25 protein-coding genes and 1 riboswitch are annotated in these 25,384 nt (G+C 75.9%); of the genes, 4 read left to right on the plus strand and 21 right to left on the minus strand.

All coding sequences use genetic code 11. The features are described 5' to 3' along the window. Positions 1-9: 9 nt before the first annotated feature. On the minus strand, positions 10-450 hold the full coding sequence (locus JK356_RS11210; RefSeq protein ID WP_201867506.1) for an Lrp/AsnC family transcriptional regulator: 441 nt from the start codon (positions 448-450) through the stop codon (positions 10-12). 224 nt (positions 451-674) lie between these two features. On the opposite strand from JK356_RS11210, the gene JK356_RS11215 reads away from it, so the two are divergent. Next, the gene (locus JK356_RS11215) at positions 675-1,073 is read left to right on the plus strand and encodes a hypothetical protein (protein ID WP_201867507.1); all 399 of its coding nucleotides are present in this window, start codon (positions 675-677) and stop codon (positions 1,071-1,073) included. Between the two features lie 87 nt (positions 1,074-1,160). On the opposite strand, the gene JK356_RS11220 is transcribed toward JK356_RS11215, so the two are convergent. Next, the gene (locus JK356_RS11220) at positions 1,161-1,598 is read right to left on the minus strand and encodes an NUDIX domain-containing protein (protein WP_201867508.1); all 438 of its coding nucleotides are present in this window, start codon (positions 1,596-1,598) and stop codon (positions 1,161-1,163) included. 17 nt (positions 1,599-1,615) lie between these two features. Beyond that, a complete protein-coding gene (locus JK356_RS11225; protein WP_201867509.1) occupies positions 1,616-2,998 on the minus strand; it encodes a C39 family peptidase in 1,383 nt (460 codons plus the stop codon). A gap of 131 nt (positions 2,999-3,129) precedes the next feature. Between JK356_RS11225 and JK356_RS11230 the strand changes: the two genes are divergently transcribed. Together JK356_RS11230 and JK356_RS11235 are read left to right on the plus strand one after the other, a co-directional pair. Then, complete coding sequence (locus JK356_RS11230) at positions 3,130-3,729, plus strand: uridine kinase (RefSeq protein WP_201867510.1); 600 nt, start codon at positions 3,130-3,132, stop codon at positions 3,727-3,729. Between the two features lie 44 nt (positions 3,730-3,773). Further along, positions 3,774-5,639, plus strand: coding sequence for an AAA family ATPase (locus JK356_RS11235; RefSeq protein ID WP_201867511.1), 1,866 nt, complete (start codon positions 3,774-3,776; stop codon positions 5,637-5,639). Here the strand turns inward: JK356_RS11235 and JK356_RS11240 are convergent. The 14 genes from JK356_RS11240 to fmt form a co-directional block, all read right to left on the minus strand. After that, the gene (locus tag JK356_RS11240; protein WP_201867512.1) at positions 5,631-6,125 is read right to left on the minus strand and encodes a PH domain-containing protein; all 495 of its coding nucleotides are present in this window, start codon (positions 6,123-6,125) and stop codon (positions 5,631-5,633) included. The genes JK356_RS11235 and JK356_RS11240 overlap by 9 nt on opposite strands. Then, positions 6,122-6,970 carry an ATP phosphoribosyltransferase gene (gene hisG / locus JK356_RS11245; protein WP_201867513.1) on the minus strand — a complete coding sequence of 283 codons (849 nt, stop codon included), beginning with the start codon at positions 6,968-6,970 and terminating at the stop codon, positions 6,122-6,124. The genes JK356_RS11240 and hisG overlap by 4 nt, the downstream gene beginning before the upstream one ends. A 64-nt stretch (positions 6,971-7,034) precedes the next feature. Next, the gene (locus JK356_RS11250; protein WP_201867514.1) at positions 7,035-7,307 is read right to left on the minus strand and encodes a phosphoribosyl-ATP diphosphatase; all 273 of its coding nucleotides are present in this window, start codon (positions 7,305-7,307) and stop codon (positions 7,035-7,037) included. Positions 7,308-7,319: 12 nt separating this feature from the next. Next, positions 7,320-7,841 (minus strand): 6,7-dimethyl-8-ribityllumazine synthase, encoded by a 522-nt coding sequence (gene ribH / locus JK356_RS11255; protein WP_201867515.1) that lies wholly within the window; start codon positions 7,839-7,841, stop codon positions 7,320-7,322. A 50-nt stretch (positions 7,842-7,891) separates the two neighbouring features. Further along, positions 7,892-9,217 (minus strand): bifunctional 3,4-dihydroxy-2-butanone-4-phosphate synthase/GTP cyclohydrolase II, encoded by a 1,326-nt coding sequence (locus JK356_RS11260; protein ID WP_307815528.1) that lies wholly within the window; start codon positions 9,215-9,217, stop codon positions 7,892-7,894. Beyond that, complete coding sequence (locus tag JK356_RS11265; protein ID WP_201867516.1) at positions 9,214-9,870, minus strand: nicotinamide mononucleotide transporter family protein; 657 nt, start codon at positions 9,868-9,870, stop codon at positions 9,214-9,216. The genes JK356_RS11260 and JK356_RS11265 overlap by 4 nt, the downstream gene beginning before the upstream one ends. After that, positions 9,867-10,499, minus strand: a complete 633-nt coding sequence (locus JK356_RS11270; protein ID WP_201867517.1) for a riboflavin synthase — start codon at positions 10,497-10,499, stop codon at positions 9,867-9,869. Before JK356_RS11270 ends, JK356_RS11265 begins: the two co-directional genes overlap by 4 nt. 325 nt (positions 10,500-10,824) lie before the next feature. Beyond that, positions 10,825-10,955, minus strand: a riboswitch (FMN riboswitch). A gap of 64 nt (positions 10,956-11,019) precedes the next feature. After that, positions 11,020-12,168, minus strand: coding sequence for a MalY/PatB family protein (locus JK356_RS11275; protein ID WP_201867677.1), 1,149 nt, complete (start codon positions 12,166-12,168; stop codon positions 11,020-11,022). Positions 12,169-12,300: 132 nt separating this feature from the next. Then, positions 12,301-12,765, minus strand: a complete 465-nt coding sequence (locus JK356_RS11280; RefSeq protein ID WP_269137126.1) for a phospholipase — start codon at positions 12,763-12,765, stop codon at positions 12,301-12,303. Positions 12,766-13,606: 841 nt separating this feature from the next. Continuing rightward, on the minus strand, positions 13,607-15,043 hold the full coding sequence (locus JK356_RS11285; protein WP_201867519.1) for a GuaB1 family IMP dehydrogenase-related protein: 1,437 nt from the start codon (positions 15,041-15,043) through the stop codon (positions 13,607-13,609). Between the two features lie 152 nt (positions 15,044-15,195). Continuing rightward, a complete protein-coding gene (locus JK356_RS11290; protein ID WP_201867520.1) occupies positions 15,196-16,215 on the minus strand; it encodes a sugar-binding transcriptional regulator in 1,020 nt (339 codons plus the stop codon). 168 nt (positions 16,216-16,383) lie between these two features. Next, entirely contained in the window at positions 16,384-17,058 is a 675-nt protein-coding gene (gene rpe, locus JK356_RS11295) for a ribulose-phosphate 3-epimerase (RefSeq protein WP_201867521.1), read from the minus strand. Between the two features lie 34 nt (positions 17,059-17,092). Beyond that, positions 17,093-18,514 carry an RsmB/NOP family class I SAM-dependent RNA methyltransferase gene (locus tag JK356_RS11300; RefSeq protein ID WP_201867522.1) on the minus strand — a complete coding sequence of 474 codons (1,422 nt, stop codon included), beginning with the start codon at positions 18,512-18,514 and terminating at the stop codon, positions 17,093-17,095. 97 nt (positions 18,515-18,611) lie between these two features. Continuing rightward, the gene (fmt, locus tag JK356_RS11305) at positions 18,612-19,544 is read right to left on the minus strand and encodes a methionyl-tRNA formyltransferase (protein WP_201867523.1); all 933 of its coding nucleotides are present in this window, start codon (positions 19,542-19,544) and stop codon (positions 18,612-18,614) included. Between the two features lie 228 nt (positions 19,545-19,772). Here fmt and JK356_RS11310 point away from each other — a divergent pair, with 228 nt between their 5' ends. Continuing rightward, the gene (locus JK356_RS11310) at positions 19,773-20,264 is read left to right on the plus strand and encodes a hypothetical protein (protein WP_201867524.1); all 492 of its coding nucleotides are present in this window, start codon (positions 19,773-19,775) and stop codon (positions 20,262-20,264) included. Between the two features lie 35 nt (positions 20,265-20,299). Here the strand turns inward: JK356_RS11310 and JK356_RS11315 are convergent, their stop codons facing one another. The 4 genes from JK356_RS11315 to rpoZ all read right to left on the minus strand — a co-directional run bounded on the left by JK356_RS11315 (position 20,300) and on the right by rpoZ (position 25,343). Continuing rightward, positions 20,300-22,438, minus strand: a complete 2,139-nt coding sequence (locus JK356_RS11315; RefSeq protein ID WP_201867525.1) for a primosomal protein N' — start codon at positions 22,436-22,438, stop codon at positions 20,300-20,302. A gap of 48 nt (positions 22,439-22,486) precedes the next feature. Further along, positions 22,487-23,695 carry a methionine adenosyltransferase gene (gene metK / locus JK356_RS11320; RefSeq protein ID WP_201867526.1) on the minus strand — a complete coding sequence of 403 codons (1,209 nt, stop codon included), beginning with the start codon at positions 23,693-23,695 and terminating at the stop codon, positions 22,487-22,489. Between the two features lie 137 nt (positions 23,696-23,832). Then, a complete protein-coding gene (gene coaBC, locus JK356_RS11325) occupies positions 23,833-25,074 on the minus strand; it encodes a bifunctional phosphopantothenoylcysteine decarboxylase/phosphopantothenate--cysteine ligase CoaBC (protein ID WP_201867527.1) in 1,242 nt (413 codons plus the stop codon). Beyond that, positions 25,071-25,343 carry a DNA-directed RNA polymerase subunit omega gene (gene rpoZ / locus JK356_RS11330; protein WP_201867528.1) on the minus strand — a complete coding sequence of 91 codons (273 nt, stop codon included), beginning with the start codon at positions 25,341-25,343 and terminating at the stop codon, positions 25,071-25,073. The genes coaBC and rpoZ overlap by 4 nt, the downstream gene beginning before the upstream one ends. Positions 25,344-25,384 lie beyond the last annotated feature (41 nt).

Raw genomic sequence — 25,384 nt, forward strand, 5'->3', positions numbered from 1 at the left:
GCGCCAGTGTCACAGCCGCGGCGGGCGCGCCTCATACGGGGTGGAGAGAACGACGGTGGTGCGGGTCGACACCCCGGCCAGGGAGCGGACACGGGCGAGCAGGTGCTCCAGCTCGGCGGGCGTGGCGACGCGCACCTTGAGGATGTAGTTCTCGTCCCCGGCCACGGAGTGGCACGCCTCGATCTCGGGGACCCCCGCGAGGCGCTCGGCGATGTCGTCGGGCGCGCTGGGGTCGAAGGGCTTGACGGAGATGAACGCCGTGAGCGGCAGGCCCAGGGCGTCGGGGTCGACCATCGCGGTGTAGCCGCGGATGACGCCGCGCTGCTCCAGGCGGCGCACCCGCTGGTGCACGGCCGACGTCGACAGCCCGGTGGCCTTGCCGAGGTCGGTGTAGCTCATCCGGCCGTCTTTGAGGAGCAGCTCCACGATGCGCCGGTCCAGTTCCTCCACGGGACCGTAACCTACCCGCATCCGGCCGCCGGCGGGTGCCCCGGGGCGTCCGGGCGGACGCCGCGCGGGGCGCGCGGAGCACGTCCGGGGAACGGCGCGGCAACGATTATGTGACGAAGGCCACAGCGGGCGGCGGGCGGGCCGGGGCGGCGGGCGATTAGCCGCCCGGGGCGGCGGGAAGTGCTTGCTGTGGTCAGGGCCGCAGTGCCGTCCTAGGGGGAAGTATGCGCAGTACCAAGGCAGTCCGCCGTGCCAGCCGCAATCCGGTGACACTCGTCGAGGACGACGTGCTGGACGAGGCGGAGGAGCCCGAGGGCGACGTGGTCCGCGTCGTCTGCCGGGACTGCCGCCAGCCCGTCGCGCTGACCGGGCAGGACCAGTCGCTGCCGGAGCACGCGCTGTGCCCCACGCCGTGGGACCCGTTCGGCCTGACGGTGTGCCCGGGGTCGGGCCGTGCCGTCGCCGGCGAGGAGGGCGCGCTGCCGCTGCCGGCGGCCGCCGGCGGGGAGGACGCCACGCGCGCCAGCCTGCCCGAGAGCCTGGACTGGCGCCTCCAGCCGTTCTCGCACGCCGGCCTGGGGCCGCGCCCGCTGCGCGCGCCCCGGCTGCGCCAGGCGGCCTGAGCCGGCGCCCGCCGCTGGCCCTCCCTTCCTCCCGCGGCTGCGGGGTGAGGGCGGGTGCCGGGAGGGCGCGGGCGGGACCGTCCCGCGCTACCCGCTGTCCCTGAGCCTGGCGTCCAGCCACGCCTGCACCGGGTCGAAGAGGCCGTAGGGCACGTACCGGGGGATCTCCTCCCGTGCAGCCCAGGCGACCTCGGCGGTCTCTTCGTCCCCGGCGTCCGCAGCGGCGGTGCCGGCACATGCGACGCCGGCCCGCACCTCGCAGGCGACGTAGGAGACGGCTCGCCCGGTCAGCGGGTGCACGCGCCTGCCGAGGAGCCGCACGGCCCCGACGGTGAGCCCGGTCTCCTCGGCCGCCTCGCGCACCGCGGCGCGCTCCGCGCTCTCGCCGGGCTCGATGCCGCCGGCGGGGAACTGCCAGCTCAGGTCGCCCTCGCGCACGCGGCGCCGCACCAGCAGGACGCGGCCGTCCCGGACGATGACGGCGGCCGCGACGCCGGGCAGCCGGCGGGGGCCGTGGCCGGTCACGGCGGTCCGGCCCGCCGCTACCGGATCCCCACCGAGGCCAGCGCGCGCCGCTGGGCGGCCGTCGGGCGGGCCGGGAAGTACAGGTAGCAGACGCCGCCGGTGCCGGAGGCGGTCGTGCCGTCCTGGGTGGTGCGCCGGGTGCGCAGCCACACGTTCTCGAACTGGCGCCTGGGGTAGACGCGGCGCACCGCGTCGTTGTCGGGGCTTGCCGGGTCGTTGGCGATCACGTCGCCGTCCGCGGTGAAGCCGATGACCGTCATCAGGTGGCCGGCCGTGCCGTACCCCGCGCCGTCGAGCTCCTCCTCGTAGAAGGACTGGGAGGTGATCAGCGGGATGCCGGCCTGGATGAGGCGCTCGGCGTCGGCGAGGGAGGCGCAGCGGGTGACCACGCCCCGCAGGCCCTCGTAGGTGGCGGCGTAGGCGGCGTTGAACGGCCAGTTGCCGCAGCCCTGGTAGGCGTAGTCGAACGTCTGGCGCGCGGCGTGGCACACCTGCGGGTCGCTGTAGGAGGGGTCGACCCAGGCCAGGTCCTCGGGCGTGGGGTGGTGGCCCCAGTACTCGATGATCATCTGCGAGGAGGTGGGGCTGCACCACGCCTCTCCCCCGTTGTCGTACTCGGGGTACCGGCCGATGTGGACGTTCTGGGAGTAGCGCGGCACCGGCAGCTCGATCCCGGCGGCGGGGCCGGGCTCGGTCGCGGGGACCTCGAAGCGCTCCGGCACGTCGGAGGCCATGGCGCCCGCCCGCCACACCTCGGGGGTGGCGCCGGAGCCCGGCAGGCGGCACAGCGTCAGGCGCAGCCGCCAGGAGACGATGCGGGCGCCGGAGGCCGGGTCGGTCACGGCGACGGTGTCGGTCCACACGGTGCTCACGCCGTCGCCCTGGCCGTCGACGGAGGTGCGGCGGATCTCCTCGTCGCCGGAGGCCCACACGCCCATCGTGTACCAGGGGGTCTGGCCGCCGCCCGCGTACGTGCCGCGCACCTCCACGCGCAGGTGGGTGTGGGCGGGGGTGCGGGCGTTCCAGGAGGCGATGAGCTCGGTGGCCGGTTCGGCCGGGCGGTGCTCCGGCGAGACCCACCGCGCGTACTCCCAGGTGCGGGTGGTGCCGGTGTGCGGGTCGGTGTAGTCGAGGGTGCCGGCCGGCGTGTCCAGCACCAGGGCGGGGGTGCCGCCGCCGGTGACCGCGGTGCCCTCGGCGGTGCCGGACGCCCAGTCCCCGGCCGTGGACCAGCCGCGGTAATCGATGGCCGCGGCGGCGGGACGGGGCCGGCCGCCGGTGCCGGGGCGGGGGCGGGAGCCGGGGCCGCCCGCCGTCGCGGTGCCCGCGCCGAGCGTGGCGGCGGCTCCGGCAACGGCGACAGCGGCGGCGAGCACGGTGCGGCGGGGCGTCCTGGTCACGGTGGCCTCCGGATCGGGTCGGTGCGGGAACGGGCACCACTATCGCCCCTCCCCCGGCTGACGGCCAGTAATCCGCCGCGGACCGCCGCCGGCAATATTGGTGCGACCTGTGGCGCGGTTACGCTGGCGCCGTGTCCCCTGGTGCCGTACGCGCAGGCGGCGATCCGCTCGCCGCGCTGTCCTCCCGGCTGCCCGCGCTGCCGCCGTCCTGCGGCCCGGTGCGGCTGGTGGGCGTGGACGGGCACGCAGGTTCCGGCAAGACGACGCTCGCCGGGCGGCTGGCGGCCGCGCTGGGCGGCGCCCCCGTGGTGCACCTGGACGATCTGGCGTGCCACGGCTCGTTCTTCGGCTGGACCGGCCGGCTGTTCCGGGAGGTGCTCACCCCGCTGTCGCGGGGCCGCGTCGCCCGTTTCCGGGTTTACGACTGGGAACGCCGCGCGTTTGACCGGACCGCCGTCATCCCGCCCGCACCGGTGGTACTCGTCGAGGGCGTGGGCGCGGGGCGGCGCGCGCTGCGGCCGCTGCTGGCGTACCTGGTCTGGGTCGACGTGGAGCCCGGTGAGGCGTGGGCGCGGGGAATGCGCCGGGACGGGCCGGCGCTCGGCGGGTTCTGGCGCCAGTGGCGGGCGGCCGAGCTGCGCCACTTCGCCGATGATCCGTCAAAGCCCTTTGCGGATATGCTGATAAGAGCGAGGGGTGACAGCTACGCGGCCCGCACGCCGGGCCGGTGAGCCCCGGCACAGGGCGGCACACGGGCCCGGTGGTGGGAGTCGTCATGAGTACTGGCACACACGGGGTTCACGGCCGGCAGCCGTCGGCCGACCTGTCCTGGCTGCGCGGCGTGGACGCGTACACCGCCGCCGCCTACCCGGAGGCCGAGGAGGAGTTCCGCGCGGCGGTCCGGGAGGACCCGGGCATGGCAGACGCCTGGCTGGGCCTGCACGCGCTGCGGGCGGATGTGCCCGTCGCGCTGCGGCACATGTACCGCAACCGTGAGCGGTTCGGCGAGCAGCGCGAGCGGTACGGCCGCCCCCTGAGCTCCTCGTACTGGCTGGGCTGGTGGGTGCAGCCGGTGCTGGAGACGGAGCGGGATCTGCTGCTCGCGCACGCCTCGCACCTGCTGGACGGCCGCCGCCTGGCCGAGCTCGACCAGGCCCTGGCCGCGTGCCCGCCGCCGGAGTCCGACCCGTACGCACGCTTCCTGCACGCCTGCCGCGCCTACCTGGCCAAGGACTGGGAGGGGCTGCTGCGGCTGGCGTCCCCGCTGGTGGACGACCCGCTGCTGGGCGTGGAGGCCGGTCTGTTCACAGGCATGGCACGGGTGCGGCTGGAGATGTACGAGCAGGCCGAGCCCACGCTGGCGGCGGCCCTGATGCGGTGCCGTACCGAGCAGCCGCACCGCAAGGAGCTGCGCTACTGGCTGGCGCGGGCGCGGGAGGGCAGCGGGCGCAGCGCGGCGGCCCTGCCGCTGTACCGCGTGGTGCACGAGGCGGACCCGGAGTTCATGGACACGGCGGTGCGGCTGTCGGCGCTGGCCGGTGAGGACCCCGACGCCGCGCACGCGGCGCCCCCGCCCGGCGCCCCGCCGCCCTCCGCCGCCGGGACAGCGGACGGGCCGGCCGGCGTGCAGATGTCCTCGCCGCCCCCGCCGTGGGCCGGTGCCGCGCCCGCCGAACGGGAGCTGCCGCCGGGCGGCGGCGGGCACGCGGCACCGCCGCCCGCCGCCCGCGACGCGACGGCCGGCAACCCGCAGCTGCTGGAGCGGGCGCTGCGCGAACTGGACCGCATGGTGGGACTGGAGCCCGTCAAGGAGCAGGTCAAGGCGATGTCGGCGCAGCTGCGGATGGCGCGGCTGCGCTCGGGCCAGGGCCTGCCGGTACAGCCGCCCAAGCGGCACTTCGTGTTCTCCGGCCCGTCGGGCACGGGCAAGACGACGGTGGCGCGGCTGCTGGGCCGGGTCTTCCACGCGCTGGGCGTGCTGGCCCACGACCGGCTCGTGGAGGCACAGCGGGCGGACCTGGTGGGCGAGTTCCTCGGCCAGACGGCCGTGAAGGCCAACCGGCTCATCGACTCCGCCCTCGGCGGCGTGCTGTTCATCGACGAGGCGTACAGCCTGGTCCACACCGGCTACAGCAAGGGCGACGCCTACGGCGATGAGGCGCTCCAGGTGCTGCTGAAACGGGCGGAGGACAGCCGTGACCACCTGGTGATCATCCTCGCCGGGTACCCGGAGGGCATGGACCGGCTGCTCGCGGCCAATCCCGGCCTCAGCTCCCGGTTCTCGGTGCGCGTGGAGTTCCCCAGCTACCGGCCGGAGGAGCTGACGGCGATCGGGCAGCTGCTGGCGGCCGAGAACGGCGACACCTGGGACGCGGAGGCGCTGGAGGAGCTGCGCAGCATCAGCGAGCACGTGGTGGCCCAGGGCTGGATCGACGAGCTGGGCAACGGCCGGTTCCTGCGCACCCTGTACGAGTCGAGCTGCGCCTTCCGTGACATGCGGCTGGCCGGGTCGGCCGCCTCCCCCACGCGGCAGGAGCTGTCCACGCTGCGGCTGCCGGACCTGATGCAGGCGTACGGCGAGGTGCTGTCGAGCCGGGGCGCGGTCAGGCCGCCCGACGCCGGCCCCGCGCCGTCACTGTGAGGCGCCGTCCTCGCGCGGCGCCGTGCCGTACGCCTCGGCGAGCGCGCGCAGCGCGCGGGCGTCGGCCAGCGCCCGGCGGCGCGAGACGCCGGGCTGGATGGCCATGACGGCCAGCACGGTGCCGTCGGACAGGTCCAGCGTCACCCATGGGTCGCCGGGCCGCAGCGTGACCCGCAGGATCTCCGCCCAGGCGAGGCGGCGCCGGGTGGTGAGGTTGACCACGGTCAGCCCCTGCCGGTCGGCCTCGGCCTTGGGGCGGCTGAGCAGGGCGAGCACGCCCCAGGCCAGCAGGCCGCTGGCGCTGACGGCGGCGCGGTCGCCCGTGCTCCAGCTGACCGCGCCCTGCGAGGGCAGCAGCACGGCGATGAGGGTGAGGACGGCGAACACGACCGCCCCCGTGGTCAGCAGCACGACGCGGGTGACGACGGGGCGGAAGACGACGGGGAGCGCCGGGAGCTCTGCCTCCGGCTCGGCGGCGGGCGTCACAGCCGGGCGGCGTGGATGCCGGTGGTAAGGATGGCCCGGGCACCCAGGTCGTACAGCTCGTCCATGACACGCTGGGCCTCGCTGACCGGGACCATGGAGCGCACCGCGACCCAGCCCTGGTCGTGCAGCGGCGAGACCGTGGGCGACTCCAGGCCGGGCGTGAGGGAGACCGCCTTGTCCACCAGCTCGGCGCGGATGTCGTAGTCCATCATCACGTACCTGCGGGCGACGAGGACGCCCTGGAGGCGGCGCAGGAACTGCTGCACCCGCGGCTCGTTGCCGGTGTCGCCCTGGCGGCGGATGACGACCGCCTCGGATTCCAGCACGGGCTCGCCGATGACCTCCAGCCCTGCGTTGCGCAGGGTCGTGCCGGTCTCGACGACGTCGGCAATGACCTCGGCGACGCCGAGCTGTATGGCCGTCTCCACCGCGCCGTCGAGGTGCACCACGGAGGCGTCCACCTGGTGCTCGGCGAGGTGGCGCCGGACGACGCCGGCGAACGACGTGGCGATCGACAGGCCGCCGAACTCGCTGACGTCGCTGACCGTGCCGGGCCGCGTGGCGTACCGGAGGGTGGAGGCACCGAAGCCGAGCTGCATGATCTCCTCGGCGGGGGCGCCGGAGTCGAGCAGCAGGTCACGGCCGGTGATGCCGAGGTCGAGGCGCCCGGAGCCCACGTACACCGCGATGTCGCGGGGGCGCAGGTAGAAGAACTCGACCTTGTTCTCCGAGTCCATCAGGACCAGCTCCCGACGCTCCTTGCGCTGCCGGTAGCCGGCCTCTTGGAGCATCGCCGACGCGGGGTCGGACAGCGTGCCCTTGTTGGGGACGGCGATGCGCAGCATGTGAGGCGGTTCCTTCGCTGGTGTCGCGGGCGGGCGGCCCGCGGAAAGTGCGGTCACAGGTGAGTCACAGGTGAGCGTATACGTCCTCCAGGGAGATCCCCCGGGCCACCATCATCACCTGGACGTGGTACAGCAGCTGGGAGATCTCCTCGGCGGCACGGTCGCGGTCCTCGTGCTCGGCGGCCATCCACACCTCGGCGGCCTCCTCGACGACCTTCTTGCCGATGGTATGGACCCCGGCGGCGACCAGCTCGGCGGTCCGTGAGGTGGCGGGGTCGGCGGTGGCGGCCTTCTCGCGCAGCTCGGCGAAGAGGGCGTCGAACGTCTTGTTGGCCATGGTCCTCTTACCCTACGGCGTGCCCGCGGACGGCCGTGACCTGGGGCCGTGGGGCGGGGCCGGCGGCAGGGCGCGCAGCGCCGCGGCGGTGGCGACGGCCGCGGTAGCGGCCTCATGTCCCTTGTCCTCGCGGGATCCGGGCAGCCCGGCGCGGTCGAGGGCCTGGCTTTCGGTGTCGCAGGTCAGGACGCCGAAGCCGACGGGGATGCCGGTGTCCACGCTGACCCGGGTGAGGCCCTCGGTCACGCCCTGGCAGACGTAGTCGAAGTGCGGGGTGCCACCGCGGATGACGACCCCGAGGGCCACCACGGCGTCATAGCCCAGGCCCGCCAGCGCCCGCGCGGCGACGGGCAGCTCGAAGCTGCCCGGGACGCGGACGAGGGTGGGTTCACCGAGCCCGAGCTCCGTGAGGGCGCGGCGGGCCCCGCCGATGAGCCCGTCCATGACCGTGGCGTGCCACTGGGCCGCGGCGACGGCGACGCGCAGGCCGCGCGCGCCCGTCACGCTGAGCTGGGGCGCTCCCGTTCCGCTCATGTGCGTGTCTCCTTGGGATGGGTTGGGGGTCGCGTCCCGTCACCCGCCGGCTACGGGCGGGTGCACGGGGAGACGGGCGGCGCGTCGAGCCACGGCAGGTCGTGGCCCATGCGGTCCCGTTTGGTGCGCAGGTAGCCCAGGTTGTGCTCGCTGGGCGGCACCGGCAGCGGCTCGCGGCCGGTGACGCGCAGTCCGTGCCGGACCAGGGCGTCGGTCTTGCCGGGGTTGTTGGTCATCAGCCGCACGGAGCGGACGCCCAGGTCGGCGAGGATGCTGGCGGCTGCGGCGTAGTCGCGGGCGTCGGCGGGCAGGCCGAGTTCGAGGTTGGCGTCGAGGGTGTCCCGGCCGTGCTCCTGCAGCTGGTAGGCGCGGAGCTTGGGCAGCAGCCCGATGCCGCGCCCCTCGTGGCCCCGCAGGTAGAGCACGACGCCGCGTCCCTCGGCGGCGACCCGCGCCAGCGAGGCGCGCAGCTGCGGGCCGCAGTCGCAGCGCCGGGAGCCGAGGGCGTCGCCGGTGAGGCACTCGGAGTGGAGCCGCACCAGCACGTCCGCGCCGTCGCCGAGCTCCCCGGCGACCAGCGCCACGTGCTCGGCGCCGTCGCCGGCCGCCCGGTAGCCGTAGGCGCGGAAGTCGCCGTGTGCGGTCGGCAGGGAGGTGACGGCCTCGCGCCGCACGGCGGGAGCCGCGTCGCCCGGGCGGCCGGCGTCGCCCAGGGCGCGGCGGTACGCGGCGAGGTCCTCGATGGAGATCAGCCGCAGCCCGTGGCGGCGGGCGAACTCCCGCAGCGCGGGCAGCCGCAGCATCGTGCCGTCGGCCGCGGCGATCTCGACGACGGCGCCGGCCGGGCGCAGGCCGGCCAGCCGGGCCAGGTCGACGGCCGCCTCGGTGTGGCCGGGGCGGGCGAGCACGCCGCCGGGGCGGGCGCGCAGCGGGAAGACGTGGCCGGGGCGCGCGAAGTCGCCCGGGGCCGCGGCGGGATCGGCCAGCAGCCGCAGGGTGGTGGCGCGGTCGGCGGCCGAGATACCGGTGGTGGTGCCGTGGGCGGGGGCGGCGTCCACGGAGACCGTGAAGGCGGTGGCCATCGGCTCGGTGTTCCGCTCGACCATCTGCGGCAGGGCCAGGCGGTCGAGGTCCTCGCCCGTCATGGGGGCGCAGATCAGGCCGCGGCACTCACGCATCATGAACGCCACGGCCTCGGGGGTGACGTGCTCGGCGGCCATCACCAGGTCGCCCTCGTTCTCGCGGTCGGCGCTGTCGGTGACGACGACGGGGCGCCCGGCGGCGATGTCGGCGACCGCGTCCTCGACGGCGTCGAGGACGGGGGCCTGGTCGCCGCCGGCGGCGAGCAGGCGGGGGGCGGGCGGGGTGGCGGTCACGCCGCGGCTCCTTCCAGTGCGGTCCCGGCCGGCGTGTGGCGCGAGCGCAGCCACCAGTCGCGCATGCCCCACAGGACGAGGACGAGGTAGATGACGTAGACCAGGCCGGAGAACGGCAGGCCGCTGCTGAACGCCAGCGGTACGCCGACGAGGTCGACGAGCAGCCAGGCGATCCAGAACTCCACCAGGCCGCGGGCCTGGGCGACCATGGCCACCAGGGTGCCCGTGAAGATGTAGGCGTCGGGCCAGGCGTTCCACGACAGGCTGGGGAAGGCGGTGAACAGGCCGCCGACGGCCAGGGTGCCGAGCACCGCTCCCGCGGCGAGGCCGGCGCGCTCACGCCAGGTGGCGAAGCGGACCTCGATCTGGCCGTCTGGCGAGGCATGCCCGCCCTGGTGCCACTGCCGCCAGCCCCAGAGCGCGACGGAGATGACCAGCAGCTGCTTGCCGACGCCGCCGCCGAGCTGGGCGGAGGCGTAGGCGGCGACGAGGATCAGGCCGGACAGCAGCTGCACAGGCCAGGTGGCGACCGAGCGCCGCCAGCCGAGGGCGAGGGCCAGCAGGCCGGCGAGGTTGCCGGTCATGTCGGACCAGATGACGTCCTGGCCGAAGGCGGTGAAGGCCGTGCTGTTGAGCTGGTCGAGGGCGTTCACCGCGTCACCGCCCCGTCCGCCGGGGCCGCGGCGCCGCGCGGGGCGGCGGCCAGCAGCCGCTCGACGTACTTGCCGAGGACGTCCGTCTCCAGGTTGACGAGGTCGCCGGGCCGCCGCCGGCCGAGCGTGGTGCTGGCCAGCGTAGTGGGAATCAGGCCGACGGAGAACGTGCCGGCGGTGACGCCGGCGACGGTGAGGCTGACGCCGTCGACGGCGATGGAGCCCTTCTCGACGACGTAGCGGGCGAGGTCGCCGGGGAGGGTGAAGACGACCGTCTCCCAGTCCTCGCCCGGGGTGCGGGAGACCACGCGGGCGACGCCGTCCACGTGCCCCTGGACGAGGTGGCCGCCGAGCCTGCCGCCGAGGGGGACGGCCCGTTCGAGGTTGACCGGGTCGCCCGGGGCGAGCTGGCCGAGGCTGCTGCGGTCCAGCGTCTCGGACATCACGTCCGCGCTGAACTCGCCGCCGGCGGCGGCGGTGACGGTCAGGCAGACGCCGTTGAGCGCGAGGGAGTCGCCGTGCCGGACGTCCTGGGTGACCAGGGGGCCGCGCACGCGCAGCCGGGCGGACCGGGGGTTCCGCTCGACGCCGGTGACCTCTCCGACCTCTTCGATGATTCCGGTGAACACCTGATGGCTCCTTGGCAGCGATGGCGGGGGCGGCGGTGAACCTGCCGCGGGGCCAGCGCGAGCGGTGCCATACGCGCGAGAGCGCGGGGCGGGCGCGGAGAACCCTGAGGCCGCTGCGGAGCGGGACGGCCCGGGAAACGCCGGGAACGGGAACCCGTAAGCCGCGGCGGCCGTCTCGCCACCGGGCGGAGCTGGCGTGGTGCCTGCCACCGGATCCTCCTGCCTGCCAGGCACGGTCCGGGGCGCACGACGGGCGGACACCGGGCACCGGCGGGGCCGGCAGCCGCCCGCAGGGGGTGGCCGCGCACACGCCGCACCCGTTCCGCCGCGCACTGCCTCCCATCCGGACTTTCACCGTCGGTCCAGGAGTTCCACCTGGTCAACCGGCCGCTGGCGGCGGCCGGGTCGCGGACTGTTACCGCCGGTTCGGACTTTCACCGACCCCGGAGTGCGCATCGTCACTGGTACGGCTACCAGTGTGCCACGGCCCGCACGGGCCCGCGCCGCCGTGTGGGAGGCCTCACAGCCGCTCCGGCCGGGCGGCCGCTTCTCCGCTGCTGCCCCCGCTGCCGCTCCCGTCCCGGACGGTCGCGGCCATCCGGCGCACCGCCTCGGTGAGTGTCCCGGGCGAGGCGGCGAGGTTGAGGCGGACGTGCCCGGCGCCGCCGGGGCCGAAGCCGGGGCCAGGGCTCTGCGCCACGCGCCCGGTCTCGAGGAAGGCCGCGGCCGGGTCGTCGCCCAGGCCGAGCGCCCGGCAGTCGAGCCAGGCCAGGTAGGTGCCCTGCGGCGGGCGGTACCGCACGTCCGGCAGGGCATCAGCCAGCAGGGTGGCCAGCAGCGACCGGTTGTGGTCCAGGTCAGCGAGCAGGTCCGCCAGCCAGGGGCCGCCGTGGCGCAGCGCCGCCGTGTGGGCGAGCACGGCCACGTGGCTGGCGCTGTAGCCGGTCTGGGCGGGGATCCGGGCAAGGTCCGCGGCGGCCTCGGGGCCCGCCAGCGCCAGGGCGGCTTTCAGCCCGGCGAGGTTCCACGCCTTGGACGACGACAGCAGCGTGACGGCGTCCTCCGCGCCCGGGACGGACAGGTAGGGCACGTGGACGGCGCCGGGCAGCGTGAGCGGCGCGTGGATCTCGTCGGCGATGACGCGCACGCCGTGCTCGCGCGCCAGGCGCGCCACGGTGGCCAGCTCGGCAGCGGTGTGCACCGTGCCGGTCGGGTTGTGCGGGCTGCACAGCAGGTAGGCGGCGCGGCCGCCGCCGGCCGTGGCCTGGCGGAAGGCGGCGGCCAGCGCCTGCGGGTCCAGGCGGTGGTCCGCGCCGAGCGGTGCGGCCAGGACGCGGCGGTGAAGGTGGTCCAGGGTGGTGTAGTAGGGCGGGTAGACGGGCGGATTGATCACCACCGCGTCCCCGGGGTCCGTGACGGCCCTGAGCAGCTCGGCGATGCCGGTCATCACGTCGGGGACGAGCGCGGTGCGCGCCGGGTCCGGCTCCCAGCCCCAGTGCCGGGCGGCGAAGTCGGCCAGCGCCTCGGCGTAGGCCGTGCCCGCGGGGTACCCGGTGTCTCCCCGCGCGACTGCCTCGGTCAGGGCGGCGGCGACCGGCTCAGCCAGCGGGACGTCCATCTCGGCCACCCACAGCGGCAGCACGTCCTCGGGGTAGGTACGCCACTTCATGCTGGTGCGCTGGCGCAGTTCGGCCAGCGTCAGCCGGGAGAGCGGGCCGCCGGGGCCGGGGGCGGGAGCGGTCACCGAAGGTCCTCCTGTCGTGGGCGGTGCCCCGCCCGGGCGGGGCGGGGCACCGGCGGCTCAGCTGCCGAGGTTGCTCACGGCCTGGTAGTACGTCCACGCCGTAGCGTCGCACGCCGCTCCGGTCGCGCCGGAGTAGCCGTCGCACACGCGCTGGAGATCCGCGTAGAAGGCGTTGTCCAGCCGCGCCTTGTTGGCCTCGAACGTGCCCAGGTCCTTGTAGTTGCGGTACCCGAAGTCATGTCGGGCACATGACAGTTCGAAGGGGAAGCCGAACGGGTTATCGGGCGACCAGGAGCAGTAGTCCGTGGACCAGTCGAAGCCGTAGTCCGACCACGCGGCCTGGTTGTTACGCGCGTTGAGCCAGGCCTGGTAGCTGCTGGCGCTGGTCTGCGTCCAGGACGACAGCACCTGCGGCTTGTCGGCCGGCGCGGCGGTGGCGGCCGGCGCGGCGGAGACCGCGGCGGCGAGGGTGAGCGCGAGAGCGGTGACGGCGGTGGAGAGCCGTCGGCGGCGCGTGCGCATGCGCATCCTCCGGGAGGTCAGGCGGCCCGCGTTCCGGACAGCGGGCCGGTTTCCGGAAGAGGAAGCTACCCGCGGGTTACCGCCAGTCAACCCTCAGCGCAGTCAGCGCGCCTGACCTGCCGTCACACTCACCGTGCCGCAGCAGCCAGGAGCCGTCCGGAGTGAGTTCCGACTCCACCGCGAGCCCGGCCCCGGCCAGCGTCCGCGCGAATGTCTCTCCCCCGGGAACTCGCAGGAGGGGAAGGTCTGGGGCCAGCGGGCGTCGGATACCCGTACCCGACGTGGTACCTGACGGTGCCGGGGGCGCCACCGTCTCGGCGGACAGGACCCGGGCCAGACCGCCGCCGGGCAGCAACTCCTCGCGCGGCACCGGCCGTGCCGGGCCCGGCGGAGACGCTGCACCAGCACCGCTCCCCCGTCGGTGGTATGGCGGACGCAGGCGCGCAGCATGCCGTGCCGGACCGCCGCGTCGGCGTGAGGGATGGGGTACGGGACCAGCACGACGGCGTCGAACCGCTCACCCGCCAGGTCGAGTTCCCCGATCGCCGCGCACAGCGTACGGGCCCCGCGCACATGGGCGAGCATCCCGGGCGACTCGTCGACGGCCGTCACGGCGATGCCGCGCGCCACCAGCAGGTGCGTCCCCTCCCCACGCCGCAGCCGCGTTCCGGCAGCGACGCGCCGGGAGGGACGGCACCCGCGATGTCTCCGGCTCGTCCCCCGCCGACAGCCGCAGCCAGTGCTCGATGGCACGGCGGCCATGCGGCCATTCCACCACCCACGGGACCGCCGGGCGGGCAGGGCTGAAGCTGAGTCAGTGCCCGGCCAGGGGCAGTGCCGGTCAGTCCCAGCTGGCGTGCAGCGGCTTGCCCTCGGCGTACCCGGCGGCGCTCTGGACACCGACCAGCGCCTTCTCGGCGAACTCCGCCAGCGTGGCCGCCCCGGCATAGGTGCAGGCCGACCGCACCCCCGCGACGATCGAGTCGAGCAGATCCTCCACGCCCGGCCGTTCCGGGTCGAGGTACATCCGGGAGGTCGAGATGCCCTCCTCGAACAGCGCCTTGCGGGCGCGCTCGAAGGCGGTCTCGTCGCTCGTGCGGTTGCGCACCGCGCGCGCGGAGGCCATGCCGAAGCTCTCCTTGTACAGCCGGCCGTCGCTGGCCTGCTGCAGGTCGCCGGGCGACTCGTGCGTGCCCGCGAACCAGGAACCGATCATCACGTTGGACGCGCCCGCGGCCAGCGCCATCGCCACGTCGCGCGGGTGCCGGATCCCGCCGTCGGCCCAGACGTGCTTGCCGAGCTTCCGGGCCTCGTCCGCACAGTCGAGCACGGCGGAGAACTGCGGCCGTCCCACGCCGGTCATCATGCGCGTGGTGCACATGGCGCCCGGCCCGACGCCGACCTTGACGATGTCCGCGCCCGCGTTGACCAGGTCCCGCACGCCCTCGCGGGAGACCACGTTCCCCGCGACCACCGGGACGCCCGGGTCCAGGCCGCGGACCGCCGCCAGCGCCGCGAGCATCAGCTCCTGGTGCCCGTGCGCGGTGTCCACCACCAGCGTGTCCACGCCCGCCTCCAGCAGGCCCTTGGCGCGGGCGGCGACGTCCCCGTTGATCCCGACGGCCGCCGCCACCCGGAGCCTGCCGCTGGCGTCGGTGGCCGGGGTGTACATGGTCGCGCGCAGCGCGCCGCGGCGGGTGAGGATGCCGACCAGGCGGCCCTCGCGGTCCACGGCGGGCGCGAGCCTGCGGTGCGCCGCGTCCAGCGCCTCGAACGCCTCCTGGGCGCCGGTGTCCGCGTCGAGGACCATCAGGTCGCGCGACATGACCTCGCCCAGCTGCGTGAAGCGGTCCACGCCCGACAGGTCACCCTCCGTGACGATCCCCACCGGGCGGCCCTCGGAGACCACCACGCCCGCGCCGTGCGCCCGCTTGGGCAGCAGCGCCAGCGCGTCGGCGACGGTCTGGGTCGGCGCCAGCACGATGGGGGTGTCGAAGAACAGGTGCCGCTGCTTGACCCAGGCGATGACGTCGGCCACCACGTCCAGCGGGATGTCCTGCGGGATGACCACCAGGCCGCCGCGGCGCGCCACCGTCTCGGCCATGCGCCGCCCGGCCACGGCGGTCATGTTGGCCACCACGACCGGGATGGTGGTGCCGCTGCCGTCGCTGGTGCGCAGGTCCACGCTGTAGCGTGAGCCGACCGCCGAGCGGCGGGGGACCATGAAGACGTCGTCGTAGGTGAGGTCGTAGGGCGGCGGAGCGTTCAGGAACTCCATGCGGGCTCTCCTCCCCCGCCTGCGGGTCGCCAGGCGGATCGCGCGGGCAGGGAGCTGCGGCTCCTCTGTCCAGTATCACCGATCCCGCGCCGTCTGCTCCCGGCGCGCGGCACACGCGGCGCTCCCGGCGCCGCCCGGCGCGCTCCCGGACGTTACGCCCCGAGCGCCCCGCCGGGGCGGACCGGCTCCTCCAGGTCCGGGTCGGCGCGCTCCAGCGCCGGGCGGCGGCCGGGGGACTGCGCCAGCAGCCGGTCAGCCGCCGCCGTGTCCGTCACCAGGCTCGTCACCAGGCCGGAGCGGAGCACGGCACCGATGGCGTCGGCTTTGCGGCGGCCGCCGGCGATCGCCACGACCTCCGGCACGCGGCGCAGCCGCTCGGGCTCCACCGTGATGCAGCGCTCGCCCAGGTCCCGGCCGACGCGCCGGCCGTCGGCCGCGAACAGGTGGGCGGACATCTCGGCGGCGACGCCCAGCGAGTCGTAATGCGCCCGCTCCTGCTCCCCCAGCATGTCGTGGACCGCGGAGATGCCCGCCTCCCAGGAACCGATGGACACGGCGGCAATGGTGACCTTGTCGAAGTAGTCGAAGGCCGCGGCGATGCCCGGCTGGCGGCGCAGCGCCGCGGCGGTGGCCGCGTCCGGCAGCAGCATGGGCGCGTAGATCGGATGCGCCTGCCCGCCGGAGACGGCGGCGGCGCGCCGCACCGCCTCCACGGAGCCGCGCTCGGCGGTTCCCGCGTCGTAGACCCCGGTGAGCTGGACGACGGTGCACGGCGGCAGCTCGCGCAGCGCCGCCGCCATGTGGTTGGTCGAACGCCCCCAGGCCAGCCCCAGCACGTCGCCCTCGGTGACCAGCTCGCCGAGCAGGTCCGCCGCGACCTCACCGAGGTGCTCGGGGTCGGGGGTGTCGTCGGCCGTGCCCGCGGGGGCCTGCGCGACGACGACGTGCCGCAGCCCGTAGCGGGCGCGCAGGGCGTCCGACCGCTCGGCGTCGAGTTCGGCCGGGATCCGGATCTCGATGCGCACCAGGTCCTGCTCGACGGCGGACTCCAGCACCCGCGCCACCTTGAACCGGCTGACGCCGAACTCGTCCGCGATCTGGATCTTCGACTTGCCCTCCAGATAGAAGCGGCGGGCCATGGCCGCCGCCTGCATCAGCTCGGCCGGCCCCATCCGGGTGGCTGCTCTTCCGGCCGACACCGCTCTCACCTCACTGTCTCCCGGCTCAGGTCCCGCTGGTTCTCGGATGTCATCCTCGCAGATCCGCAAGGCCGTTGAAGCCCCGTGCGCGCCGCCGCCCCGGCGGGCGGGGGTACCCGGCGACGGCGGCGCGCGCGGGGTTCACCCGGCTGTGCGACCGCGTGCGCCCCGCTCCGCCAGCTCCCGCAGCCGGCTCACGGCCGCCGCCGGGTCCGCCTCGCCGTACACCGCGGACCCGGCCACGAACACGTCGGCGCCCGCCTCCGCACAGCGCTCGATGGTCTCGGCGGAGACCCCGCCGTCGACCTGGAGCCACAGCGGCAGCCCGTGCCGGTCCAGCAGAGCACGGGTGCGGCGGATCTTCGGCAGCATGACGTCCAGGAACGCCTGCCCGCCGAAGCCGGGCTCCACGGTCATGATCAGCACCATGTCCAGCTCGGGCAGCAGGTCCTCGAACGGCTCGATGGGCGTCGCGGGGCGCAGCGCCATGGACGCCCGCGCCCCGTGCGACCGGATCTCGCGGGCCAGCCGCACCGGCGCCGCGGCGGCCTCGGCGTGGAAGGTGACGGATCCCGCACCCGCCTCGGCGTAGGCCGGTGCCCAGCGGTCGGGATCCTCGATCATCAGGTGGCAGTCCAGCGGTATGCCGGTGGCCTTCAGCAGCGCCTCGACGACCGGCAGCCCGATCGTCAGGTTGGGTACGAAGTGGCCGTCCATGACGTCGATGTGAAGCCAGTCGGCTCCCTCGACGGCGCGGGCCTCGTCGGCGAGGCGCGCGAAATCGGCGGACAGCATGCTCGGGTTGATCTGGACCATGTGCCCCAGTATTCAGCAGCCGGGGCGGCCGTGGTCAGCCGGTGCGGCGCAGCAGCGCCAGGTACATGGCGTCAGTGCGGTGCAGGTGCGGCCACAGCTGCACGTCGGGCCCCTCGCCGAGCCGGGGCACGCCGGGCAGCAGCGGCCGGGCGTCCAGCCACTCGGCGGGCGCGCCGTCCGGCCGCTTGAGCACGTCGGCGACGACGGCCCGGGTCTCCGCCAGGTGCGGCGAGCAGGTGACGTAGGCGACGACCCCGCCGGGCCGCGCGGCGGCCAGCGCCTGGCGCAGCAGGGCGCGCTGGAGCGTGCCGAGCGTCTCCAGGTCCGCCGGGGTGCGCCGCCAGCGCGCCTCGGGGCGGCGCCGCAGCGCGCCCAGCCCGGTGCAGGGCACGTCGGCGAGCACGCGGTCGAAGCCGCCGGGGCGCCACGCCGGGCGGGTGCCGTCGGCGACGACCGTCTGGTGCGGTGCGGGAGTGCCGGCCAGCGCGCGGGCGACGAGCCCGGCGCGGTGCGGCCGCCGCTCGGCGGCCAGCAGCGCGGCGCCGCGCCCGGCGGCCAGCCCGCCGAGCAGGGCGGCCTTGCCGCCGGGGCCGGCGCACAGGTCCAGCCACCGCTCGTCCCGGCCAGTCAGCGGCGCGTCCGCGAGCGCCAGGGCAACCAGCTGGCTGCCCTCGTCCTGCACCCCGGCCCGGCCCTGGCGCACGGGCTCCAGCGCGCCGGGGTCGCCGCCGTCGGTGAGCCGCACCGCCAGCGGCGACCAGCGGCCCGGCTGTGCGCGCGGCCCGGCCGCCGCCGCGAGCTCCCCGGCGGTGAGGCGGCCGGGGCGGGCGGCCAGGACGGTCTCGGGCCGCTCGTTGTCCGCGGCCAACAGCGCCTCGATGTCCTTGCGGCCGCCGCCGAGCGCGTCCCACAGCGCGGCGACGACCCAGCGGGGGTGCGCATACCGCAGCGCCAGGTGACGCTCGGGGTCGCGGTCGAACGGCGGGGCCAGCTCATCGAGCCACTCGTCCAGGCTCCGGGCGGCCACGCGGCGCAGTACGGCGTTGACGAACTTGGCGGGCCCGGCCCCCAGGGCGGCGCGCGCCAGGTCCACGGACGAGCTGACGGCGGCGTGGCTGGGAACGCGGGTGCCGAGCAGCTGGTGCGTGCCCAGGGCGAGGACGTCGAGCACCGGCGGGTCGATGTCCTCGGCGGCACGGTGGGCGCAGGCCGCGATCACCTCGCGGTAGGTGCCCTGCCAGCGCAGCGCGCCGTAGACGAGTTCGGTGGCCAGCGCGGCGTCCCTGGCGTCGAAGCCGCCGTTCTCCCGGGCACGGCGCAGCAGCGGCGGCAGGACCAGGTTGGCGTAGGCGTCGCGCTCGGCGACGGCGCGCAGCGCCTCCAGGGCGAGCGCGCGGACCGGGTCGGGGCGGGCCGGGCGGCGCGGTCCGGCGGGGCGGCGCGGGCGGTGGCTCACGGGCGGTTACTCCAGCGGGTCTGTCGGTGGTGCGCGCGGGGACGGGCGCGCGGCGTCGAGGGTACGACGGCGCGCCCGGCCGGCCGCCAGCCGCCCGTCACTCGCCGAGCCGCTCCGACGCGCCCAGGCGCACGCCCCGCGCCCAGTCCGCCGCGCGCATCGGCTTCCTGCCCTGCGGCTGCACCCACAGCAGCTCCACGGCGTGCGAGCCGGTGCCCACGTGCACGGTCTTCTTGTCCGCGGCGATCTCACCGGGGGCCAGGTCCTCGCGCCCGGGCGCGAGCGCGGCCTGCCGCACCTTCAGCCGCTCGCCGCGGAAGAGGGTCCACGCGCCGGGCGCGGGCGTGCAGGCGCGCACGACGCGGTCCACGCGCAGCGCCGGTGCCGACCAGTCGATCCGCGCGTCCTCGGTGGTGAGCTTCGGGGCGAGGCTGACGCCCTCGGCCGGCTGCGGCCGGGGGGTGAGAGTGCCGTCCTCGATGCCGTCCATGGTGGCCGCCAGCAGCCCGGCGCCGGCCAGCGCCAGCCGGGTGAGCAGGTCGCCGCTGGTGTCCTGGGGGCGGATCTCCTCGGTGACCACGCCGTAGATGGGGCCGGAGTCGAGCCCTTCCTCGATCTGGAAGGTGGTGGCGCCGGTGACCTCGTCCCCTGCCAGCAGCGCGTGCTGCACCGGGGCCGCGCCGCGCCACGCCGGCAGCAGCGAGAAGTGCAGGTTGACCCAGCCGTGGCGCGGGATGGCCAGGGCGGAGGGCGGCAGCAGCGCGCCGTAGGCCACGACGGGGCAGCAGTCGGGGGCGATCTCGCGCAGCCGCGCCTGGAAGTCCGCGTCACGCGGGTGCTGGGGCCGCAGGATCTCCACGCCCGCCTCGCGGGCGCGCTCGGCCACCGGGCTGGCGGTGACGCGCCTGCCGCGCCCGGCGGGTGCGTCGGGGCGGGTGACGACGGCGGCCACCTCGTGCCGCTGAGACGACAGCAGCGCGTCGAGGGCGGGCACGGCAACCTCGGGGGTTCCTGCGAAGACGAGCCTCATCGTGGGCGGATCACCTCTCCGGCGGGGTCCGGGACGGCCCACGAGTCTACGGTCCTGGCCGGGCCGGCCGTGCCAGGGGCGTACAGCTCCCCGTGCGCTCCGCCGAGTTGGCGCCGCGCACCGTCTGCGTGACCCGCCGGGCGCTGCCGCGTTGGTCAAGGGAGATTGACACAAACACGGGCTCATCCGGGCCCGTTTTCCCTTGACGCCGGTTCGAGAGGCTTGTTCATGGCCGACCACGCCACCCCCGACGCTCAGGCACGGGCCAGCCTGCATCTGCTGGTACGGGACATCGAGCGGGTCCGCCGCCAGGTGGACGCGCTGCGCACGCTGACCGCGCAACTGGGCAACGTCTACCGTCCCCGCCGCACCGGGCACCCCACCGGGTTCACCGTCTACGGCCGTGCCCCCGCCCCGACGGTGCGCCTCGCGCAGGAGCTGCGGGACAGCGTGGAGACCCTGGTGACCGCCGCCGTGGACTTCGACAGATCGCTCGGCTTCTCCTGGGACGCCGTGGGCTCGGCGCTGGGAGTGACCAAGCAGGCCGTGCACCGCCGGTACGGCTCGCGCCGCGCCGCGGCCGCGCGCGAGGCGGCGGCGCGGACCGGCGCGGGCGGGCCGGGGGTGCCCGTGGCGCGGGGGGTGCCGGAGCGGACGGCCCCGCAGTCCGGCGCCCCGGAGGCGCGGCCCGGCGCACTGCCCGGCCCGCGCCACGGATAGCCCACAGAGCGCGCCGTAGAGAGCGCCATGGCGGATCAGCCGATGCCGTCGGGATCGATGGTCACCCTGGGGTGCGGGGCCTCTCCCCGCGCCATCCGGGCGGCCAGCGCGGTCTTCAGCGCGGCCGCGAGCGCCGCGCCCCGCCCCGGCGGCACCCGCACCAGGGCGCGGTGCCACTGCTCGCCTGGCGGCGGGTCCCCGGTGCGGCGCGGGCGCGCCGCACTGGTCACGGGCAGCGGCACCGGGCCCAGCGTCTCCGCCTCGGCGGGCAGGCGGGCGGCGCGCAGCAGCCCCGTGACCGCCGGCTCCGGGCCGGTCACGGCGGCCATCCGGGCGACCGGCGGGAAGCGCAGCGCCTCCCGGTCGGCCAGTTCCGTCCCCGCGTACCAGACCGGGTCCCAGCGCAGCAGTGCCTCCACAGGCCGGGGCCCGGGCCCGGCCACGACCACGACCCGGCCGCCCTCCTCGCGGCCGCGCACCAGGGCGGCGGCGTTCAGCCAGCACCGCAGCGCCTCCTCGCCGGCCCGCAGGTCGGGCCGGCTCAGCAGCGCCCAGCCATCGAGCAGCGCGGCCGCCGCGTACCCGGGGCCCTCGGCGACGGGCTCGGCGCCCGGCGTGGCGATGACGAGCGCGGGCCGCGCCGGGACGGTGTCCAGCACGTGGTCGCGTCCCGATGTCCGCACGGGCACGCCGGGGAAGGCCCGGCCCAGTTCCTCCGCGGTGCGCGCCGCCCCGACGACGACGGCCCGCAGCCGCCGTTCCCCGCACTCCGGGCAGTGCCAGCCGGGCGCCTCCTCGCCGCACCAGCCGCAGCGCAGCGCCTGCGCGGGGCCGGTCGCGGCCAGCGGCCCGTGGCAGCGCCCGCAGCGCGCCGGCTCCCGGCACCGCAGGCATGCCAGGCGCGGGGCGTAGCCACGGCGCGGCACCTGCACGAGCACGGGCCCGTCGGCCAGGCCGTCCCGCAGGGTCTGCCAGGCGAGGCTGGGGAGCCGGGCCGTGGTGGCGGCGGTGTCGCGCGCCTGGTCCTCTTCCTGCGGGGCGCGCACCAGGGGCGCGGCGGCGCGCGCGGTGGCGCGGTCGGGCGTGAGCGGCCGCGCCCAGCCGGTGGCCACGAGCTGGGCGGCCTCGGCGGTGAGGGCGTGCCCGCCCAGCAGCAGGGCCGCCTGCTCCTCGACGGCGCGCAGCGCCAGCACCTCGCGGGCGTGCGGCCGCGGGGCGCGGTCGTCGCGGTGGGCGGCGTCGCCGTCGTCCCACAGCGCGGCCAGCGCCAGGTCACGGACCGGCGCGAACATGGCGGCGCGGGTGCCCACGACGCAGCGGATGTGCCCCCGGCTGACGGCGAGCCAGCGCCGGTAGCGCGTCTCGGGGCCCGCATCGGCGGTGAGCAGGACGTGGTGGCCGGGGCCGGCGAGCGCGGTCAGGGCGGCGTCCACCCGGGCGGCGGCCCGGCCGTCGGGCAGCACGGCCAGGGCGCCGCGGCCGGACGCCAGAGCGGTGGCCAGGGCGGTGGCCAGCTCGTGCGGCCAGCCGGGCCCGGGCAGCGCGGTCCACACCGCGCGGGGCGCCTGGCCCGCGGCGAGTGCGGCGAGGAACGCCTCGCCACCCGGGTAGCGCGCCCAGCCGCCCGGCTCCGGCGGCGCGGGCGGCGGCGGCGCCGGGCGGCTGGGGCGCTGCTCGGCCCGGGCGTGGCGGGGCGGGACGGCGAGCTGCACGACGTCGGCCAGGGCCCCGGCGTAGCGGTCGGCCACGGCGCGGCACAGCGCGAGCAGCGGAGGCCGCAGCACGGGCTCCGGGGAGAGCACCTGGGCCAGCGGGGCGAGCGTGCCGGGGAAGTCGCTGCGCGCGCACCGCTCAACGATGAAGCCGTTGACGAGCCGGCCGCCCTCGCGGCGGCCGTTCCGCTCCCCCGCCCCGAACCGCACCCGCACGCGGACGCCGGGCTGGGCCTCGGCGTCCATCGCGGCGGGAACGGCGTAGTCGAAGCAGCGGTCGAGGTGGAGCAGCCCCTTGTCCACCAGCACCCGCGCCACCGGGAGCCGCTCGGCCAGCGGCGCGTTCCGCCAGGTGCGCGGTTTGGCCCTGGGGGGCTTGTGGCGCCGGATGGTCTCCCGGATGAGCGCGAGCTGCTCCCCGTGGCCCGCCGGGCCCCCCGTGCCGTCGTGCTCGGTGCTCACCTGGCCAGTACAGCAGACGCGGCGGCCGCGCCGCCGCGCCCGGCCGGGTCAGGCACCCGCGGCGGCGCGCAGGGCGTCCGTGCGGTCGGTGCGCTCCCAGGTGAAGTCCGGCAGCGGACGCCCGAAGTGGCCGTAGGCCGCGGTCTGGGCGTAGATGGGCCGCAGCAGGTCGAGGTCGCGGATGATCGCGGCGGGCCGCAGGTCGAACACCTCGGTGACCGCCTTGGCGATCCGCTCCTCCGGCACCGTGGCGGTGCCGAAGGTCTCGACGAACAGCCCGACCGGCTCGGCCCTGCCGATGGCGTAGGCGACCTGGACCTCGCAGCGCGAGGCGAGCTGGGCGGCCACGACATTCTTCGCGACCCAGCGCATCGCGTACGCGGCGGAGCGGTCCACCTTGGAGGGGTCCTTGCCGGAGAACGCGCCGCCGCCGTGCCGGGCCATGCCGCCGTAGGTGTCGATGATGATCTTCCGCCCGGTCAGGCCGGCATCGCCCATCGGGCCGCCGATCTCGAACCGGCCGGTGGGGTTGACCAGCAGCCGGTAGTCGTCGGTGCGCAGCGAGATGCCCTCCTCCGCCAGCGCCTTGAGCTCCGGCTCGACGACGAACTCGCGGATGTCGGGCGCGAGCAGCGAGTCGAGGTCGATGTCCGAGGCGTGCTGGCTGGAGACCACGACGGTGTCCAGGCGGACGGCGCGGTCGCCGTCGTACTCGATGGTGACCTGCGTCTTGCCGTCGGGCCGCAGGTAGGGGATGGTGCCGTTCTTCCGCGTCTCGGACAGGCGGAACGCCAGCCGGTGCGCGAGGTGGATCGGCAGCGGCATCAGCTCGGGTGTCTCGTCGCAGGCGTAGCCGAACATCAGGCCCTGGTCGCCCGCGCCCTGGCGGTCAAGCTCGTCCGCCACGCCCTCGACGCGCGTCTCGTAGGCCGTGTCCACGCCCTGCGCGATGTCCGGGGACTGTGACCCGATGGACACGGAGACGCCGCAGGAGGCGCCGTCGAAACCCTTCTTCGAGGAGTCGTAGCCGATCTCCAGGATGCGGCTGCGCACCAGGGAGGCGATCGGTGCGTAGGCCTTGGTGGTCACCTCGCCGGCCACGTGCACCAGGCCGGTGGTGATCATGGTTTCCACCGCCACGCGGGAGGACGGGTCCTCCTTCAGCAGGGCGTCGAGGATGGTGTCGCTGATCTGGTCGGCGATCTTGTCGGGGTGCCCCTCGGTCACGGATTCCGAGGTGAAAAGACGGCGGGACACGTCGCTCCCTGGGTTCGCAGCGGCTGCTGGCTTGACTCTCCGCCGGCCGCGGGCGGCGGGCCGGATTCGGATCATTCTATCCGCGCCCGGATGCCCCGCGGGAGGGCGCCCGCACTGCGAGACGCCCCCCTTGGCGGCTACCCGGCGCTGGGTTCCTCCCACAGGCGCCGTACCTCGTCCCAGATCCGGTCGGCCAGCGCCTCCTTGGGGCCGCGCGGCACCGTAGTGCTGCCGCCCCCGGCGGCCAGGATGACCGCCTCGTTGTCGTCGGTGCCGAAGGCGAGGCCGTCGCCGACCTGGTTGACGACGAGCAGGTCGCAGCCCTTGCGGACGAGCTTGGCCCGGCCGGCCGCCAGCACGTCGTCGGTCTCGGCGGCGAACCCGGCGACCACCTGCCCGGGGCGGCGGGCGGCCGCCAGCTCCGCGAGAATGTCCCGGTTGCGCACGAGGACGACGGGCGCGGGGTCGGCGTCCGTCTTCTTGATCTTGCTGGTCGCCCGCTGGGCCGGCCGGAAGTCGGCCACGGCCGCGGCCATCACCACGGCGTCGGCGGACGCGGCGGCCTTGGTGACCGCCTCGCGCATCTCCTCGGCGGTGGTGACGCGGACCACGTCGGCGCCCGCCGGGTCGGGCAGCGCCGTGTGCGCGGCGACGAGCGTGACGCGCGCGCCGCGGGCGACCGCCGTGCGCGCCAGGGCGTAACCCTGCTTGCCGGACGAGCGGTTCCCCAGGAAGCGGACCGGGTCCAGCGGCTCACGGGTACCGCCCGCGCTGACGACGACGTGCCGGCCCGCGAGGTCGGGCGCGACGGCGGCGGCCCCCCGGTCGAGCACGCGGCGGCAGACCTCGAACAGCTCGGCGGGCTCGGGAAGCCGGCCCTTGCCGCTGTCGGCGCCGGTCAGCCGGCCCGTGGCCGGCTCGACGACCACGGCGCCGCGGCGGCGCAGCGTCGCGACGTTGTCCTGGGTCGCCGGATGCTCCCACATCTCCGTGTGCATCGCGGGCGCGAAGACCACGGGGCAGCGGGCGGTGAGGATGGTCGAGGTCAGCAGGTCGTCGGCCAGCCCGGAGGCCGCCTTGGCCAGCAGGTCGGCGGTGGCGGGCGCGATGACGAGCAGGTCGGCCTCCTGCCCGAGCCGCACGTGCGGCACCTCGTGGACGCCCTCCCAGACGGTCGTGGTCACCGGGGCGCCGGAGAGCGCCGCCCAGGTGGGCTCGCCGACGAAGCGCAGCGCCGCGGCCGTCGGCACGACCCGTACCCGGTGGCCGGATTCGGTGAGACGGCGCAGCAGCTCACACGCCTTGTAGGCGGCGATGCCGCCGCCTACCCCCAGGACGACCCGGGGGCCGCCGCCGTCTCCCGTGCCAGGCGGCGTCACTCCGCCGGGGTGTCGACGGCCTCGGACGTGAGAAGACCCGCGTTGATCTCGCGCAGCGCGATCGACAGCGGCTTCTCGTGGACGTGGGTGTCCACCAGGGGGCCGACGTACTCCAGCAGGCCCTCGCCGAGCTGCGAGTAGTACGCGTTGATCTGGCGCGCGCGCTTGGCGGCGTAGATCACGAGGCTGTACTTGGAGTCCGTGGCCTCGAGCAGCTCATCGATCGGCGGGTTGATGATGCCCTCGGGCGTGGCAATGGGAGAGGACACGCTCTGCCTTCCGCTGGGTGGTCGCGGGGCGCGATCGCCCC

Source organism: Streptomyces sp. 7-21, assembly GCF_016741785.1.
In the GTDB taxonomy this organism is placed as follows: domain Bacteria; phylum Actinomycetota; class Actinomycetes; order Streptomycetales; family Streptomycetaceae; genus Streptomyces.